We start from the raw sequence: 15,652 nt of genomic DNA, 5'->3' as shown, positions 1-15,652 counted from the left end.
CATTGACTGTACTGGTGTCGGCCGTAACCCAAATCAACCATCAGATCCCAGCTACGCAGCGATTGATTATGAGGGCAACGTCCGGCCCGGCAGCTACCTGACTGCTACAGCCCACGTCAACACAACCCAGATTTTCGTTGCGGATACGACCCCTTACACGAACGGGTCATGGATTGTAATTTCGGATGCCTCCACTGACTTTGACACCTATCCGATGCCGCTGGATGGCCCGATGGAGGTCAGGCAGGTTATCTATGTCCTGGCTGATTCCCTTATCGTCAACCGGGTGATCAAGCGAGAGCACCCGGAAAACGCGATTGTCGCGCTGTGTGAACCGATCAAGAATGTGTACATCAGAAACCTGGAATTCACTGGCAATGCGGCAGTCGGCCTGCATATGCACTACGCCCAGCATTGCGTGATCGAAAACATCACGTCGGTTGACTGGAAAGGGCGATGCATGCTGCTGCTCGACAATGGCGGCGAGTACAACACCATCATCAACAGCTACTGCACGGGGACAGAGCCCGGCATAGGCCCCGAACAGAATACTTGGGCCGTTGTTGTCGAAGGGCAGGATTCGACGCGGATTATCAATTCCGGCGGAGAGAACTGCGGAGTTGGTCAGGCGATGAATTACAGCATCGATACCGTTTCTGTGAATGCCCGGGGCCGCTTCAACACGGTGAACGTCGGGGTGTACACCGCGTCCATCCGTTCCGGCCTATTGCGGCCACAGGTGGCATCACCAATCATCCTGGATACAGTCATCACTGAAGACTGCGAAGACTGCTACATCGTTGAGCCAGTCTCTTTCGTGTAGATCCAAAATGCAAAAAGCCCGCTTGATTAGAGCGGGCTTCTATTATGGGCGTGCAGTTACTGGTACTGGTGGAATCCTCAGCATTGCTGCCAGCTTCTTCCCGAGTATGTGTGTAGGGTTCTCAACCGCCTTGTGGATAATCCAAGACAACACGATGGTCATGGCCGTTTGCATAGAAAGAGCCGGAATTGCTCCGATGCCTTGGTCGATCATGATCCTCATCCCCACGATCCCAAAGGCGCCATGGCATGCGTATAGCGGATAGCTGATGTTCGCAAGAAAGTCGAACGCCGGGCCTCCATTCCAGTCCCTGGCCAGCAGATAGAAACCTGTGAACAGCGCAAAAGCCGCGAAGTAGGAAACGATAACCTCAAGCTGCCAGCCCTCTATAATGCAGCTGTAGCCGAAGACACAAAGCATTCCCACGGCAATGGCAAACAGCCGCTCAAGACTCAGTAGCCCACGGAAATGGTAGTTGAACGCCACGCCGATCATCATGAAGAAGATGTACTTGATCGGGTAAACGAAAGCGGCCAACGGCCCCGACTGGTGAATGTTCCCCGGATAGAAGTTCGCAGCCAGCACAGTGGCGATGCCAAGCACGAATAACGGGAGAAGCTTGGCGCTGCCAATCAGTGACCAGCATAGAAGCACGACCAGGTAGAACTTAATCTCCACTTCCAGCGTCCAAACAACCCCGTCCAGCGGTACTGAGCTGCCGAACCAATCGCGGAATAGAGACATCTGGGTCAGCACTTGCGGGACGGTGTACGAGGTCGTGTAGCCCATGTAACCAGCGGCAATTTCAAGCGCGCCGAGCGTGATAAGCAGCCCGACAATATAGGTTGGCCAGATCCGGAACAGGCGGCCAATCACGAATTTTGTTTTCGCAAGCTGTTTGCCTTGGAGGCTTGCGACAGAAATAGGGATCACCAGGCCGCTGATCAGGAAGAACAGCGCAACACCGAATGCACCCATGTTCAAGCTGTTCAGCGGATTGAAGAAGCTGATCATCCAGTCCGGGAAAGGTTTCTCTGGCAGCGCAGGCAGCCCACCGAACTCTCCGCGGATATAGTTGAACATCAGTATGTAGTGGGCGATAACCACGCAGAGGGCTGCGATTCCGCGCAAGGCGTTCGCAAAGGCGATCCGTTGCATGATGGGTCCTTTAAATTTTTGATTGTGTAGCTGCTTAGTGTCGAATTCTATACAAGCAGGGATTGGAAAGCTAAGACCGCGGATCCAAGATTGCGGGCTTGGTAGGTTAAAACATGCAGGTAGTACAAGTGGAGTGGTACTCGGTCGGCAGAATGCCGGAGGAGGGTGCGTGACTTTTGCGTGACTCTCTCACGCTCGTGTGAGCGCTTATGGGCATTCGATTGCAGCGAGCGCCAATAAAAACGGCTATTCCAGAAGGGCTTGCATCCGTACTGCGTGCATGGGGTGCTAGGGGTCGAGTGTTCGAATCACTCCGTCCCGACCATATTTTTCAATGAGTTAGCCCAATCTTCACAGGTTGGGCTTTTTCATTTGTGGGGAGATTTTTCGGGACTTCATCCTGTCCTCCTCTTCAAAATTGTCAGTACAGGCCCGCGTGAGTCCGTGGCTGATACCCGAAACCCCCACTCTTTGCTCAGTCCGCGTTGCTTGTCGATAATCATGTTGACGGTGTATTTGTCGGCGATGTACCAGCACTGGGCCGTTTCACCGATCACCGTGTAGGTGATGCAATGCACTTCAAGACCATCTGAACCAATTGTGTCGATGTAGCGGTAGTGGTCCGGACCTGTCTTTTTGATTTCTTCAGGCATGACTTCGTCCTTGCCGCTATAGCGGCTGACTTTGAGGAGGAGTTTTCCTTTTCTGGTACCTGGTCTTTACTTCACAAACCAGATCACTATGAAGAGAAGGTCGTAATGGGCGAATGGTCGGATTACTTCGAGGACTTTCCGGAAGAAGATCCCGCGAATTTTAGTAAGCGAAGTCCTGACCCCTTGGAGGGCGTCATGGAGTCGACAAAAAAGCGTGTTCGTGAGCGCTCCATCGCTGAGCGGGATGAGGTTCGGAAAAAACTTAACGAAGCTTTCTCCCGAGACAACTCAAAGAAGAACTAATCCTGGCTTTGAATGAGCTGGGATAAGGGTTGCTGCGGTGTGAATTCGCGTGCCTCCGCCGATATCAGGTCATAGGCATTCACGACCGTCATGCAGCCTGTTGCTGCTGTTCCTGGCGTAACGCCTGTTGAACAGCCTCGACAACACGTCGCAGGTACGTGAACTTGTGATTCTCTTCGACAGCCTTGCCATCGAGTGGGTAATGCCATTCCTCGCCGAATAGCTCGGTCAGCAGCGTGCTGTGGTGCCAGCATTCATTTGCACTCTCGATGCCGCGCAGAACATCGATGTCATGCCAAAGCTCGCGGGCTTCGCCCTTACTCAGCTCACCCAGTTCCCAATCATGGCGCCCGGTCTGTTGTCGGCGGCGTTGGACGATGCACTTCTTAGCCAGAGCATGCAGGGCGTTACCGCTGAAAACCGTCGAACTGATTCCGCGATCCAAACAGTTCAGGACGTAGTCCCAGCCACAGTCTGCGACGAACTCCGCGACTGTGCGCGGCCCCATCCCGCCCCAACGGGTGACTGGCTCTGTTTAAGAGCGTCTATGAAGCAGGCAATGGAAAAGTAATAAGGAAATTACGTGCTACGGAAGCTCATTTTGATGTTGGCTATTTCGCAGTTGAGCGGCTGCGCTTGGTTTGCCGCGGTTTCACATGGTTCATATGACTGCTACGACGGATTAGAAACCGAGTATCAGCTCGCCCAGTTCATAGGGCCGCTGGCTCTCATCGATCTACCATTCACGTTTGTAGCTGATACCGCCTCGCTCTCGTTCTGTTGGTATTGACGTGGTGTGGTGTTGTCGGTCACGCATTGATCCTGCTGTCACCTGTGTCTTGCGTTGTCGAGCGCTATCCCCGGCTCAACATGCTGGCGAGGCTTGCCTGTCATTCCTGCGCGCGCAGGGTTGACCGAATAGAAACCCGGCCATCGAGCCGGTTTTTTATTGACCGCCGTTTATCCATTTCTCGGCACTTGCAAGGCTCTGTCGTTTCTCATGTTTAAGTACGGATTTCCCGAGCATTAGAACGGAGAGCCAACATGAACAATGACGAAAATGCACCTGGTAGCTGGTCGCAGCAGGGCGTAGAGCGAACCTCGGACAGCGAAGCAGGCCATGACCCAAGGCGCAAGGAGCCTGAGGTTCCATTGCCTGCGAATGATGAAGCGCCGGTCGATGAAGAGATGATCGACGTAGATGTAAACAACTCGGTGTCGAGTGAGCACCCGGAAGCAGGGAAAAGTGGTCGCGTCGATGATCCTGGCGCAGATACACAGGAAGAAAAGGACAAGGAGCTTCGTGACATGCCCGCGAGTGATCCTGAGTCAGGGGCCTGAAATTCGGATCAGCCCTTTGCCCACTCAGGGCAGGCTTTTTTATGCCTCAAATTCACCTGTAGCCAAGGCAGCCCCTGGGAAGACCAGGACATCGACGGCCGGCTGGAGCAACACCCTCACAGGAGCGGAGGGTGTGCCCATCGAGCGTCAGACCAGGCTGATCATGTCCGCACTGAGTTGCGCGGGGTTGAGGCCGACCAGGGTAATGCTGCTGTCTCCCGCCACGATCAGGCTGTCGCTGCCTTGCTGGCTGGTGGCGCTGAGGACGGCGGCCGTGGAGGCGAACAGCGACTTGGAAAACACCAACTGATCGAAGCCGTTCTGGTGAACGTTGAAATCGCTGATCACGTCATGGCCGAAGCCGCCCACGTCGAAGACAAACAGATCGCTGCCCACACCGCCGCTGAGGGTGTCGTTGCCCAGGCCACCCACCAGGATGTCGTTGTGCGCGCCGCCGTAGAGGGCGTCATTGCCATTGCCGCCGAGCAGGGTGTCGTTGCCGCTTCCACCGTGCAGCAGATCATGGCCCGCGCCGCCTTCGATAAGATCGTCGCCGCCCTGGCCGAAGATCAGGTCGCGGGAGGCGGTACCCTTCAGCAGGTCTGCCAACTGCGTGCCTTCGGTGGCCTTGGCGTAGCTCTTGTCCGACCCGAACAGGCCTTCGAAATCGAGCTTGCTGCCGGTCACGGTAAAGGCCGGGGTCAAGGCCTGGCCCAGGAGGCCTTCGAACTCGACATGCTCGACGTCGTGCAGCTCCTTGAGGCCGTAACGCCCGTTGGTGTCGTTGAGAAACAGGCTGCCATCGCTCAGGCGCACGGCTTCGTAACTGGTAACCGTACCCTGCAGGAAGACTTTGTCGTCGCCCACGCCGCCGGCGACGATGTCGGTGCCGGTGCTGACCCTGAAGCTGTCGTTGCCGGCGAAACCGTCGAGGAAGTCGTCGTTCCTGCCGTCCTGCAGCTTGTCCGCGCTGTCCGTGCCGAGGAGAAAGGCCGGCGTGCCGAAGTGGTTGGAGGTGGCGGAGTATTTGTCGCTGACCCAGGTAAAGCTGCGGCTGACCGGGTCGAGGTTGCTGATGATGATGGTGCTGTCACGCTCGATGTAGTCGTAGAACGTCGACTGGCCGATGCGCTGGATAGGGTTGATGAAAACGCCTTCCAGGTGCGCCACCCAGCCGTTGGGATTGATCACGGAGAAGGGGCCGTTGGGCCAGGTGGGCAAAGCGTAGACCGTGTCGAACAGCACGATGTTATCGGTGGTCGAGGTGTAGCTGGCGTCACTGCCTTTGAGGGCCGCGAGAATGGCGCCGCTCAGGTCGGTCTGTTCGCCGATCAGCCGGTGCACGATGTCGTTTTCGAAGCCGAAGTTGAAGATACCGTCGCTGTTGCTGGCCTTTGGCGACGCCATGCCGAAGTAGTCCGAATCCTTGAAAAAGCCGTCTGCCAGGGTTTCCCTGCCCTGGTACATGCTGTTGGTCACGGAGCCGCCCTGGCTGTAGCCGGTGACCAGCACATCCTTGCCCGTCAGGTTATGGCTGCTGGCGTAGTTCTTGATCGAGTCGAGCAGGTAGTCGTAGCCGTGGATATAGGAGTTGTCGATCATTGCCGGGTATCCCAGCAAGTCCATTGGCGAGTTGGTGCCGGCAATCGAAAAGCCCATTTTCACCAGCTTGCCGCTCTCGTCGTATTGGCCGAATACCTTGGCTTGGGAGCCGGAGACGTTTTCGCCCTTGAAGCTGCCTGTCAGGTCGAGGTGGCTGCCGTCGATGCCCAGGTCGCTGGCGCTGATCTCGCGCCATCCCTTGGGCAGGACAAAGGTGTTGCCTTCGCCCAGGACCGCCCCGGGCAAGTGGTAGAGCGCGCCTACCGTCGCTACGCCGCTGGTGTAGGTGGCCAGGTTCCAGGCATCTGAAATCAGCACGCGACCGTCTTGGCCCTTGTAGTCGAATATCGCCATGGTTCGTTTTCCCTCACAAACTAAAAAGTCATGAAAAAAAACAAGAGCTGAAGTCTTCTTGTTCTTCTTCGCTCGGATTTCGGAGCCTGGTGACTGCGCGCTCCGGAATCTGCGCCCAAGCTACTCATTCATTTGGAGGGTGTGGGTAAGGTAAGGGGGTGTTGGCACGATCGTCCTAGTGAAAGCCCGATCCAGCCGCTATAAATCCGGCGTCATTACAGTTTGGTTAGCTCGAGGGTGGCTCGCAGCCGCCCATCCTCTCTACCTTCCAGCCCGGGCGTCAGCCGCGGCGGCGAACCCTGAGCAACATGCGCGCAAGAATGTCGTCCTTGTCGAAGAAGTGATGCTTGAACGCCGCCAGCACGTGGACCAGGATCAAGGCGCCGGCGCCCCAGGACAGCAGGCGATGTATCCACATAGCCAGGTCGTAGCGGGACTGATCCACCGGCGCTATGGGCGGCAGGTTGAACAGACCCAGCAGCGGTATCGGGTGACCGGCGACCGAACTCCAGTACCAGCCCGAAAGCGGCACGGCCAACATGGCGATCAGGTAGAGCAGGGCGTGGGCGATATGGGCGATGCCGGACATCGCCCTGGAGACGCTGCTGGGCATGGCCGGGTAGCGGTGGGTCAAGCGATAGCAGAGCCGGGCAAGCAGCAGGAACAGCACGGTGCTGGCAATCGCCTTGTGCACGAAGACCGCCGGGCCGCCCCTGGGCACATCGCCACGCAGGTTGGCGGAGTAAAAACCGATCAGCCAGACGCCGATGATGATCAGCGCCATGCTCCAGTGGAAAAACCGTGCTGCCAGACTGTAGGAAGAGGAAGCATTCATAGGGACAATCTGCCGTTGTGAAAGGTGGAAGGACTCCGGGTTGCCGTCGGTTGAGTCAACCGGGTGTCGCCTCCTTGGCTCGGAACGCGATGGCGGCCTTGGGTCGAGGGCGATCGCGGAAGGAGTATTTCAACAGACATTTGTATTTGCAAGTATTGCATTTGCAATAGTTGTAAGTGCATGTTTTCCACCATCTCCATTCGGGCAGTGTCGAATGAAAGGGACAGGCGCATTTCACCGGATCAGCTCAACGACGTAACATGCCCCCGCGCAGAGCCGTCTCAGCAATGGATACCGAGGTCTGAACCTTTGAACAGTTACTGTTTTTCCACCGCCGTCCCTTACCTGGTCACTCGTGTCGGGATGCGCATGGGCGAGTGCTTTTCCCAGGAGCTTGGCGAGCATGGCCTGACGCTGGTCATGTACCGAGTGCTTGCGGTGCTTCGGGAACAGGGCGGGCTCAGCCTTGGCGAGCTGGGCGGACGGGTTTCGGCGGAGATCTCCACCTTGTCGCGGCAAGTGACCAACATGCAGAAGCTGGGGCTGATCCTGCGCGAGCGGCAGGACGCCAATGGCCGTCAGGTCTGCATCAGCCTGACGCCCGCGGGGTTGGCCCTGGTGGAGTCGCTGGTACCACGGGCGATGTATTGGGAGGAGGTGGCCATCCAGGGTTTCAGCGAGGCGGAAGTGGAGCAGCTCAAAGCCATGCTGATGCGCATGCATGTCAACCTGGCGAAGGTGCCGGATGGTTTGACATCCGGCTGAAAATACTCAGTTGCACGGGACTGACTGGGCACATTGAGGTTTCAGCGAAGCCGCACTGAAACCGCCCTGTGCCCGGCGAACAATCCCGGCCTTACGCCCAGCGCCGGAACAGCACGCTGGCATTCACCCCGCCAAAGCCGAAGCCGTTGGACAAGGCATATTCCATCGCCAGCGGCTGCGCCTGGCCACGAATCAGGTTGAGGCCTTCGGCGCCGGCATCCGGGTTTTCCAGGTTGAGGGTGGCGGGGGCGATCTGGTCGCGCAGCGCCAGGATGGTGAAGATCGCTTCGATCCCGCCGGCGGCGCCCAGCAGGTGGCCGGTGGCCGACTTGGTCGAGGCGATGGCCAGGTCGCTGTGGTTGCCAAACACGCTCTTGATCGCCGCCAGCTCGCCTTTGTCGCCCACCGGGGTCGAGGTGGCGTGGGCGTTCAGGTGCTGGACCTGCGACGGCTCGATGCCAGCCTGACGCAACGCCTGTTGCATGGCGCGGCGGGCACCGTCGCCGTCCTCCGGCCCGGCGGTCATGTGATAGGCGTCGGCGCTGGTGCCGTAGCCCACCAGTTCGGCGATCGGCGTGGCGCCCCGGGCCAGGGCGTGTTCCAGCTCCTCGATCACCAGCAGCCCGGCGCCTTCGCCCATCACGAAGCCGTCGCGCGCCTGGTCGAAGGGCCGCGATGCGCGTTCCGGCGTGTCGTTGAAATCGCTCGACAGGGCGCGCGCGGCCGCGAAACCGGCCAGGCTGACCCGGTGAATCGTGGCTTCCGTGCCACCGCAGACCGCGACGTCGATCTCCCCGGCGCGAATCATCCGCGCGGCGTCACCGATGGCCTGGACGCCCGCGGCGCAGGCCGTCACCGGCGTGCCCAGCGGCCCCTTCAGGCCATGCTGGATCGACACATGACCGGCGGCCATGTTGCTGAGGAAGGACGGAATGGTGAACGGCGAAAGACGGCGCGGCCCTTTGCTGTCGGTGGTGCGCACGGCGTCGGCGATAGCCGGGAAACCGCCCACGCCCGACGCGATGATGGTGGCGGTACGTTCCTGCGCCTCTGCCGTCTGCGGCGCCCAGCCGGCCTGGGCCAGCGCCTCCTGGGCGGCGGCGAGGGCGAACAGGATGAAGCGGTCCATCTTGCGCTGTTCCTTGGGCGCCAGCAGCGCGTCCGGATCGAAGCCGGCCTGTGGGTCCTCGGTGCGGTCGGGAACCTGCCCGCCGATGCTGATCGGCAGGTCGCCGATCAGTTCTTCCGGTAGCCGGCGGATACCCGATTGCCCGGCCAGCAGGCGTTGCCAGATCTGTTCGACGCCGCAGCCCAGCGGGGTCAATGCGCCCATGCCGGTGACGACAATGCGTTTGTTCATGACCTTCAGCTCCTTCATCTCGTGTGGGGTGTGTCGCTCTATGGACGTCACTATCATCATGAAAGTAACATGCCCGAACCACAAATACGCAACTGCGAAATCCGAGGAACCACCATGCAACGCAAGACCCTCCTTCACGACGAATGCCCGATTGCCCGTAGTCTGGAGCGGGTGGGCGAGTGGTGGAGCATCCTGATCATGCGCGACGCTCTGCATGGCCTACGGCGTTTCGAGGAGTTTTCCCGCAGCCTGCAGATCGCCCCCAACATGCTCACCCGGCGCTTGAATTCGCTGGTCGAGGACGGCTTGCTGGAGCGCCAGGCCTACAGTCAGCGGCCGCTGCGCTACCAATATGTACCGACGGCCCGGGGCGAGGATTTTCGTGTGGTGCTGATGGCGTTCGTCGCCTGGGGCAATCGTCATTACGCGCCGGAAGGGGAAAGCGTGCAGATCGTCGAGCGCGCCACCGGCCGGCCGGTGCGGCCAATGATGGCCGACCTGGCCGATGGTCGCCCGGTGCCGCTGGAGGCGTGCACGGTCCAGGCCGGGCCGGTGGCCAGCGAAGGCATACGTCAGCGGCTGGCGGGGCTGCGGGCGATGGAGGCCGAGGGCGAGGCTTGAGGGGCCGCGAATCGCCGCGGCCCCTTGGCTTAACGACAGGCGCCTGTCACTGGTCCTTTTCGCAGTTGACCATCCACGAGGCGCCGAAGCGGTCGACCAGCATGCCGAAGCGCGCCGCCCAGAAGGTGGCCTCCAGCGGCATCTGCACAGTGCCCTGGTCCGCCAGCGCGGCGAACACCCGCTCGGCCTCGGCGATGCTGTCGACATTCAGCGATATCGAGCAGCCGTGGATCCCCGAGTAAGGCCGGTCGGGCGTGCTGTCCGAGCCCATGATGGCCTGGTCGCCCACCAGCAGGCGGGTGTGGATGACCAGGTTGTGGCACTCGGCGGGAACATGGTCGCGGGCGGGGCTTTCGCCGAAGGTCATCATCACTTCGAGGGTGCCTTGCAGGCACTGGGCGTAGAACTTGAAGGCGGCGGCGCAATCGCCGTTGAAGATCAGGTAGGGATTGATTTTCATGCTGGGACTCCCGGATGGCAGGGGCCGCGGGCGCGCCGGGTGAGCCGGCCCGCTGGCAAAAGCTGATGGGTTGAGACCTCCACTAGCAAAGCCTAAACCTGTGTGGCAGTGGGCTTGTTTTTAGACGGTTTTCTCATGGGCCCGTGGCGGGTTATCACCCTTGGTGCAACCCCCTGCCAGGCCCGCCGCCCGGTTGGCGGCGGGCTTTGGCTGGTCGCTACACCAGCCGGGTCTGGGGCATGCCCAGCAGGCCGGTCAGGCGGTCCATGATCGCCTGTTGCCGGGCGCGGTCGGCCAGGTAGTCGGCCTCGGCGCTGGCCACATCGGCCGAGCAGTGCGGGCAAGTGGTTTCGTGGGCATGGATGTACTGCCAGCAGCCGCGGCACAGCGCCAGCTGGGTGGGCAGGCGTCCTTCCTCGGGGGATTTCTGCCCCTGGTTGATCCACGCCAGCTTGATCACCTGGCCGCTGTCGCTGACGCTGCTGACCGTCTCGCCGGTGTCGATGCGTTCGGTGATCAGGTCGAAGCGACCGACCGCGAACGACGCCTGGGCAGCGTCCTCGAGTTTGACGATGCGTTCGCGCATGCCCTTTTTCTGCAGGTCCAGGGCGCGGTAGTGGCAGTACGGATTGTTGCCGGGCTTGCCCAGCAGCGAGTGCGAGGTCCAGGTGCAGCCGCCGCGGCACACGTCGTTGTAGTAGCAGGTGCGGCAATAACCCCAGAGGTCGTCGACCGAACGCAGGCGGCCAAAATGCATGCCCTCGCTGTAGTGCCAGATGTCGTGCAGGTTCATGTCGCGCACATTGCCGCCGGAGAACCCCACCGTCGCCAGCGAAGGGCAGCCCTTGACCGTGCCGTCGGCTTCCAGGGCCAGCACCGTTTGCCCGGCGGCGCAGCCGCTCCAGTGCACGCGCTCGTCACCGAAGCCGCGCCACATATGCTCGTAAGGGCCGTAGTAACCGATGTTGTTGCCCACGTTCATCAGCAGGCCGCGTTCCTGGCCTTCGCGGTAGAGACGCGCGAGCAGCGGCATCACTTCCAGCAGTTGATAGGGTTGCAGCAGCAGTTCCGGGTGGTCCACCGCGTTGCCCATGGCCACCGTCAGCTGGATCTGCCAATGGGTGGCGCCCAGTTCGATGATCTGGTTCATCAGCTCCGGCAAGTCGGGCAGGGTGGCCGCGCCGATCTGCGTGTTGACGCTGACCGCGAGCCCGGCCTGCTTGGCCCGGCGCAGGGTGTCCACGGCCTTGTCGAAGGAGCCCGGGACATTGCGCACGGCGTCGTGCAGGGGCGCCAGGCCGTCCAGCGAAACCCCCACGCCGTTGAGCCCGGCCTCCACCGCGGCCTGCATTTTCGCCGGGGTCAGGTTGCGCCCGCCGGTCTGGATCGCGCAGTAGATGCCGTGGTCGTGGATGGCCTGGATCAGGCGGGTCCAGTCCTTGCGCAAATAGGCTTCGCCGCCGATCAGGGTGACTTCCCGCGTGCCGAGGGCGGCGAGGGCGTCGATCACGTCGAGGCATTCCTGGGTATTCAATTCATTGGGGCGTCGGTGGCCGGCGCGCGAGCCGCAATGCAGGCATTTGAGGTCGCAGGCGAGGGTGATTTCCCAGACCACATGCACTGGTACGTAACGCTTGAGGTCGGTTTCGCTGAGGTAGCGGGCGGGGCGATTGGCTGACATGGACAGTCCTTTGCGCGCACTCCGGCGCGCGGCACGAACCTGGCGGATGTCCGCGCCGTCCCTGGCGATGCCGGCCCGGGCGGACAAAGGGTTTGCCAGTGGGGAACCGGGCCTGGCCCTGGGGGAAGGAAGGCCAGGCCCGGACGCCACCTTTCAGCGAGCTTCGAGGCGGGCGATCTCGGCGTTCAGCTGCTGCAGGGCGCTGCGCAGCGCATCGCCGCTGGCCAGTTGCTGCTCGCCCTGGCGGACGACCGCCTTGAGCTGCGCCAGGTCACCGCTGCTTTGCGCCTGCTGCACCGCCACCGCATACAGCGGCACGGGGTGATGAGGCACAGGCTCGGGGTGCGGGATCGACACCTGGCTGACCGCGGCGTGCTGCACGTCCTGCCAGTTGCCCTGGTAGCAGTATTTGTAGCTGGCGAAACCGCTGGCCCAGTCGAGCCCGAGAATCCCGTGCAGCTGGAAGGTCGCGGCGATCTGGCTGGTCGGTCCGCTGGGGTTGCCGGTCAGGCTCAGGATGATGTGGCCTTCGGTCGACGGGTGCAGCTGTAACTGGGAGTAGTCGCCCCACACGTCGGCGAAGAAGTTCACCGGCGGGTAGGTACTCTTGAACACTCGGGCCACGCCGCTGACTTTTTTCTGCACGGTGTTGACCAACAGGTCGAGGATCAGAACCGGGGCACCCAACAGCCCCGTGGTGGCTTGGATGCGGGTATGGAACAGTCCAGTTTGCATGGTGCAACTCCTTGTTCTTGTTCAGGGAAGCCGGATGGGTTGGCGCGCCATGGTCAACGCCGCTCGAGCCTGCCGATCTCGTCCTTGGCCGCGTCCAGCGCGCTGCGCAGCTGGGGCAATTGTTCCAGTTGCTGCTGGGCCAGGCTGGCCAGGCTCTTCATCTGGGCCAGGTCGCCACTGGCGATGGCGCCATGGATCGGCGCGGCATACAGCGGGGTGATCGGTGGATAGGGCAGCAGGACCGGGCCGGGCTCCAGCGGTATCGGCAAGGCCGAGAAGGCGTAGGAGGGCACCGACTCGACGAGGTGGGCGGGAACGTTCTCCACCGATACCCAGCGCTGGCCGTTGTAGTACTGGTAGTTGGCGATGCCGTTCTTCCAGTCGTGATCCACCACCAGTTGAATCTTGAAGGTGATGATCGAGTTCGAGCCCGGCCCGCCCTGATTACCCTGGGCGGTGACCAGGATCTTGCTGGTGCTGGGTGGCATGACGGTCAGGTAGGTGTATTGCCCCCACACATCGGACGACAGCTCCAAAGGTGGGTTGACGGCCTGGGTCACCAGCGAGGTGCCACGCACGCTCTGCTCGGGGGTGTAGACCAGCAGGTCGAGGGTGAGGCTCGGCGCGCCGGGGATCGAAGTGCCGATCCGGTAGCTGAGGGGAAACAAGCCAAGATTGGACGAAGTGGAACCGGACATGATTGCCTCCAGTGCATTAGAAAATGGAACGGCCTTAGCGCCGTTCCAGACGGGCGACTTCCTGTGCCAACTGCTCGTAAGCGCTGCTCAGTTCTTTGGATTCTTTCTGGGATGAATCGCGTTGTTTGAGCAGGGACTTCATCTGCGGCAGGTTGCCGAGGGCGATTGCTTCTTGAATCGCCACGCCATAAGGCGTGACGGGGTGGAGCGAGGATGAACTCATGGCGTTGCCTTCCGTGGGAGGGTTGTAGAGACTGCGCTATCCGGCAGCTTTTGCAGTTAAGCAGGCCGGGCATGGGGCAAACGCGAGGGTGAACGAATAACTTTGAATAGCCGTTATCGGGAAAAAATATATTCAGGCAGGACAAGGAACTGACGCGGCCCTATAGCGCGTTTGGCAATCAGCGACCCACCGCTTACAAGGAATGAATACAAGCCGGCGCCACCACTTACATGCCCCGCCATCCGCCTTATCTGTAGCCGCTGCCGCAGGCTGCGATCGAGCCGCAGGCTCGCGGCGAACGCACGAACGCCGAAGCCCCTGCGGGCCTTATCGCAGCCTGCGGCAGCGGCTACAGGGGCGGTTGTTGTCTGTGGGAGTGCGGTCGGCAGTCGATGGTCGCAGGGGCGGCGATTGGTGTTGCGCCGCGGTTCAGGCCACGGCGCTCTGCGGCGCGCTGTTCAACAGCCGTTCCAGGGCGCCGCTGAGCAGGTGTTCCAGCAGGGTTTCGCGCTCGTGCTCGGTCAGTGGCTGTTCGTCCAGCCAGCCGGGCGCGCTGTTGAGCAGGCTGGCGATGGCATGCCCGGTGGCCAGCAGCGCCGCGTCGCCGAGCCGCGGCAGCGGGCCGAGGAGCATCAGCAGGCGGCGTTCATATTGCTCGCGCAGCTGACGCACGCGCTGCTGCTGGTCCTGGTTCAGGCAACCGCTGTCGCGCTCCACCAGACGGAAATGCCGAGGCAGTTCCCGGTGCAGTTTCAGGTGGGCGCGGATCAGAGTGCGCAGGCGATCGTCCGGCGCCTTGCGCCGTCGTTCGATGCGCCCCAGGGTGCCGAGCAGTTCGTCGTAGAACTCTTCGATCAGGTCCAGCAGCAGGTGCTGCTTGCTCGGGTAATGGTGATACAGCGAGCCCGGGGTCAGCCCCAGGTGGCTCGCCAGCTCGCGCATGCCGACCTGGCCGAACCCCTTGCTGGCGAACAGCTCCAGGGCCTTGTCGCGGCTTTCGGCAAAACGCGAGCAACGCTCAGCCATAGCGGTGGAAGCCACGTTCGGTCTTGCGCCCCAGGTAACCGGCGGCGACCATTTCCTTGAGCAGCGGCGCGGGCCGGTATTTGCTGTCGTTGAAGCCATCGTAGAGGGCCTCAAGGATCGCCAGCAGGGTGTCCAGGCCGATCAGGTCGGCCAGGGCCAGCGGGCCGATCGGCTGGTTGCAGCCCAGGCGCATGCCGGCGTCGATGTCCTCGGCGCTGGCCAGGCCTTCCTGCAATACCAGGATCGCCTCGTTGATCATCGGCACCAGGATCCGGTTGACCACGAAGCCCGGGCGGTTGCCGGCGGTGATCGCAACCTTGCCCAGGCGGGTGGCCATGTCCAGGGCCAGGGTGTGGGTCGCGTCGCTGGTCTGCAGGCCGCGGATCACTTCGATCAGGCCCATCACCGGCACCGGGTTGAAGAAGTGCAGGCCGATAAAGCGCTCGGGCGCGCTGACGCTGGCGGCGAGCTGGGTGATCGACAGCGACGAGGTGTTGGAGGCGATGACACAGGTGCTGCAAACCTGGGCGGCGATCTGTTGCAGCACCCGCCGTTTCAGCTCGAGGTTTTCCGTGGCCGCTTCGATCACCAGTTGTGCGTCGACCAGGCTGGCGTAGTCGGTGCTGGTGCGGATGCGCCCCAGGGTCGTCTGTTTCTGCGCTTCGTCCAGGCTGCCCTTGGCGATCAGCCGGTCGAGGTTCTTGCTCACCGTGGCCACGGCCTTTTGCAGGGCGCTGTCGCTGATGTCCAGCAAGGTCACTTCGAACCCGGCCTGGGCACAGACCTGAGCGATACCGTTACCCATGGTGCCGGCGCCGATCACACCGATATTCTGCAGATTCATCTTGGCTTCTCTTTCTTCGTCCGGACGTGTCGCAGCGCAGCGCGAGCGCGTCTTGCAATGCAACCTTCGAGGCGCGAGTCTAGTGCCCGCGCCGACCCCGGCCTATGCCAAAAGCGCTCAGCCGCGCTGGCGTTTTTTGCCATGTCCACAGCCACAGAGAGCAGTCATTC

At 61.3% G+C, this 15,652-nt stretch carries 17 protein-coding genes; 4 read left to right on the top strand and 13 right to left on the bottom strand.

The genetic code is table 11. From position 1 onward, the window contains the following. Positions 1-823 (top strand): hypothetical protein (locus tag BM019_RS13715; RefSeq protein WP_092418588.1); only part of this gene is annotated, 823 nt, incomplete at its 5' end. Between the two features lie 42 nt (positions 824-865). Here the strand turns inward: BM019_RS13715 and BM019_RS13710 are convergent. The 3 genes from BM019_RS13710 to BM019_RS13695 all read right to left on the bottom strand — a co-directional run bounded on the left by BM019_RS13710 (position 866) and on the right by BM019_RS13695 (position 3,445). After that, positions 866-1,981 carry an acyltransferase family protein gene (locus tag BM019_RS13710; RefSeq protein WP_092418573.1) on the bottom strand — a complete coding sequence of 372 codons (1,116 nt, stop codon included), beginning with the start codon at positions 1,979-1,981 and terminating at the stop codon, positions 866-868. 395 nt (positions 1,982-2,376) lie between these two features. Beyond that, positions 2,377-2,634, bottom strand: coding sequence for a hypothetical protein (locus BM019_RS31025; protein WP_092418572.1), 258 nt, complete (start codon positions 2,632-2,634; stop codon positions 2,377-2,379). 391 nt (positions 2,635-3,025) lie between these two features. After that, positions 3,026-3,445 carry a phiTE_072 family protein gene (locus BM019_RS13695; protein ID WP_239691070.1) on the bottom strand — a complete coding sequence of 140 codons (420 nt, stop codon included), beginning with the start codon at positions 3,443-3,445 and terminating at the stop codon, positions 3,026-3,028. A 536-nt stretch (positions 3,446-3,981) separates the two neighbouring features. Here BM019_RS13695 and BM019_RS13685 point away from each other — a divergent pair. Continuing rightward, positions 3,982-4,278, top strand: a complete 297-nt coding sequence (locus BM019_RS13685; RefSeq protein WP_092418570.1) for a hypothetical protein — start codon at positions 3,982-3,984, stop codon at positions 4,276-4,278. A gap of 147 nt (positions 4,279-4,425) precedes the next feature. Here the strand turns inward: BM019_RS13685 and BM019_RS13680 are convergent, their stop codons facing one another. Together BM019_RS13680 and BM019_RS13675 are read right to left on the bottom strand one after the other, a co-directional pair. After that, positions 4,426-6,234: a calcium-binding protein gene (locus BM019_RS13680; protein ID WP_092418569.1), complete on the bottom strand. Its 1,809-nt coding sequence runs from the start codon at positions 6,232-6,234 to the stop codon at positions 4,426-4,428. Positions 6,235-6,514: 280 nt separating this feature from the next. Next, positions 6,515-7,069 carry a cytochrome b gene (locus BM019_RS13675; RefSeq protein ID WP_092418568.1) on the bottom strand — a complete coding sequence of 185 codons (555 nt, stop codon included), beginning with the start codon at positions 7,067-7,069 and terminating at the stop codon, positions 6,515-6,517. 309 nt (positions 7,070-7,378) lie between these two features. On the opposite strand from BM019_RS13675, the gene BM019_RS13670 reads away from it, so the two are divergent. Then, the gene (locus BM019_RS13670) at positions 7,379-7,834 is read left to right on the top strand and encodes a MarR family winged helix-turn-helix transcriptional regulator (protein WP_009043065.1); all 456 of its coding nucleotides are present in this window, start codon (positions 7,379-7,381) and stop codon (positions 7,832-7,834) included. A 91-nt stretch (positions 7,835-7,925) separates the two neighbouring features. Here the strand turns inward: BM019_RS13670 and fabF are convergent, their stop codons facing one another. After that, positions 7,926-9,194 carry a beta-ketoacyl-ACP synthase II gene (fabF, locus tag BM019_RS13665; protein WP_092418587.1) on the bottom strand — a complete coding sequence of 423 codons (1,269 nt, stop codon included), beginning with the start codon at positions 9,192-9,194 and terminating at the stop codon, positions 7,926-7,928. 114 nt (positions 9,195-9,308) lie between these two features. Between fabF and BM019_RS13660 the strand changes: the two genes are divergently transcribed. Next, entirely contained in the window at positions 9,309-9,815 is a 507-nt protein-coding gene (locus BM019_RS13660) for a winged helix-turn-helix transcriptional regulator (RefSeq protein WP_085530352.1), read from the top strand. Between the two features lie 46 nt (positions 9,816-9,861). On the opposite strand, the gene BM019_RS13655 is transcribed toward BM019_RS13660, so the two are convergent. The 7 genes from BM019_RS13655 to BM019_RS13625 form a co-directional block, all read right to left on the bottom strand. Beyond that, positions 9,862-10,275: a VOC family protein gene (locus BM019_RS13655; protein WP_009043068.1), complete on the bottom strand. Its 414-nt coding sequence runs from the start codon at positions 10,273-10,275 to the stop codon at positions 9,862-9,864. 217 nt (positions 10,276-10,492) lie between these two features. After that, positions 10,493-11,956 carry a GDL motif peptide-associated radical SAM/SPASM maturase gene (locus BM019_RS13650; protein ID WP_092418567.1) on the bottom strand — a complete coding sequence of 488 codons (1,464 nt, stop codon included), beginning with the start codon at positions 11,954-11,956 and terminating at the stop codon, positions 10,493-10,495. Positions 11,957-12,109: 153 nt separating this feature from the next. Continuing rightward, a complete protein-coding gene (locus BM019_RS13645) occupies positions 12,110-12,691 on the bottom strand; it encodes a DUF1842 domain-containing protein (RefSeq protein ID WP_092418566.1) in 582 nt (193 codons plus the stop codon). Positions 12,692-12,744: 53 nt separating this feature from the next. Next, positions 12,745-13,389: a DUF1842 domain-containing protein gene (locus BM019_RS13640; protein ID WP_009043071.1), complete on the bottom strand. Its 645-nt coding sequence runs from the start codon at positions 13,387-13,389 to the stop codon at positions 12,745-12,747. Positions 13,390-13,423: 34 nt separating this feature from the next. Beyond that, positions 13,424-13,612 (bottom strand): DUF1843 domain-containing protein, encoded by a 189-nt coding sequence (locus tag BM019_RS13635; protein ID WP_009043072.1) that lies wholly within the window; start codon positions 13,610-13,612, stop codon positions 13,424-13,426. Between the two features lie 429 nt (positions 13,613-14,041). Then, a complete protein-coding gene (locus BM019_RS13630) occupies positions 14,042-14,638 on the bottom strand; it encodes a TetR/AcrR family transcriptional regulator (protein ID WP_062822931.1) in 597 nt (198 codons plus the stop codon). Then, the gene (locus BM019_RS13625; RefSeq protein WP_092418565.1) at positions 14,631-15,482 is read right to left on the bottom strand and encodes a 3-hydroxybutyryl-CoA dehydrogenase; all 852 of its coding nucleotides are present in this window, start codon (positions 15,480-15,482) and stop codon (positions 14,631-14,633) included. Before BM019_RS13625 ends, BM019_RS13630 begins: the two co-directional genes overlap by 8 nt. Positions 15,483-15,652 lie beyond the last annotated feature (170 nt).

This window comes from Pseudomonas sp. NFPP07, assembly GCF_900115645.1.
Lineage (GTDB): Bacteria > Pseudomonadota > Gammaproteobacteria > Pseudomonadales > Pseudomonadaceae > Aquipseudomonas > Aquipseudomonas chlororaphis.
Note: the sequence above shows the minus strand (reverse complement) of the source record. Positions and strands in the feature narration are given on the sequence as shown.

Bases quoted from the DNA above. Each gene is read 5' to 3' on its own strand.
- BM019_RS13630 (WP_062822931.1), bottom strand. From the start codon at position 14,638: ATGGCTGAGCGTTGCTCGCGTTTTGCCGAAAGCCGCGACAAGGCCCTG.
- BM019_RS13640 (WP_009043071.1), bottom strand. From the start codon at position 13,389: ATGTCCGGTTCCACTTCGTCCAATCTTGGCTTGTTTCCCCTCAGCTAC.
- BM019_RS13710 (WP_092418573.1), bottom strand. From the start codon at position 1,981: ATGCAACGGATCGCCTTTGCGAACGCCTTGCGCGGAATCGCAGCCCTC.
- BM019_RS13675 (WP_092418568.1), bottom strand. From the start codon at position 7,069: ATGAATGCTTCCTCTTCCTACAGTCTGGCAGCACGGTTTTTCCACTGG.
- BM019_RS13660 (WP_085530352.1), top strand. From the start codon at position 9,309: ATGCAACGCAAGACCCTCCTTCACGACGAATGCCCGATTGCCCGTAGT.
- BM019_RS13685 (WP_092418570.1), top strand. From the start codon at position 3,982: ATGAACAATGACGAAAATGCACCTGGTAGCTGGTCGCAGCAGGGCGTA.
- BM019_RS13650 (WP_092418567.1), bottom strand. From the start codon at position 11,956: ATGTCAGCCAATCGCCCCGCCCGCTACCTCAGCGAAACCGACCTCAAG.
- BM019_RS31025 (WP_092418572.1), bottom strand. From the start codon at position 2,634: ATGCCTGAAGAAATCAAAAAGACAGGTCCGGACCACTACCGCTACATC.
- BM019_RS13625 (WP_092418565.1), bottom strand. From the start codon at position 15,482: ATGAATCTGCAGAATATCGGTGTGATCGGCGCCGGCACCATGGGTAAC.
- BM019_RS13655 (WP_009043068.1), bottom strand. From the start codon at position 10,275: ATGAAAATCAATCCCTACCTGATCTTCAACGGCGATTGCGCCGCCGCC.
- BM019_RS13635 (WP_009043072.1), bottom strand. From the start codon at position 13,612: ATGAGTTCATCCTCGCTCCACCCCGTCACGCCTTATGGCGTGGCGATT.
- BM019_RS13695 (WP_239691070.1), bottom strand. From the start codon at position 3,445: ATGGGGCCGCGCACAGTCGCGGAGTTCGTCGCAGACTGTGGCTGGGAC.
- fabF (WP_092418587.1), bottom strand. From the start codon at position 9,194: ATGAACAAACGCATTGTCGTCACCGGCATGGGCGCATTGACCCCGCTG.
- BM019_RS13645 (WP_092418566.1), bottom strand. From the start codon at position 12,691: ATGCAAACTGGACTGTTCCATACCCGCATCCAAGCCACCACGGGGCTG.
- BM019_RS13680 (WP_092418569.1), bottom strand. From the start codon at position 6,234: ATGGCGATATTCGACTACAAGGGCCAAGACGGTCGCGTGCTGATTTCA.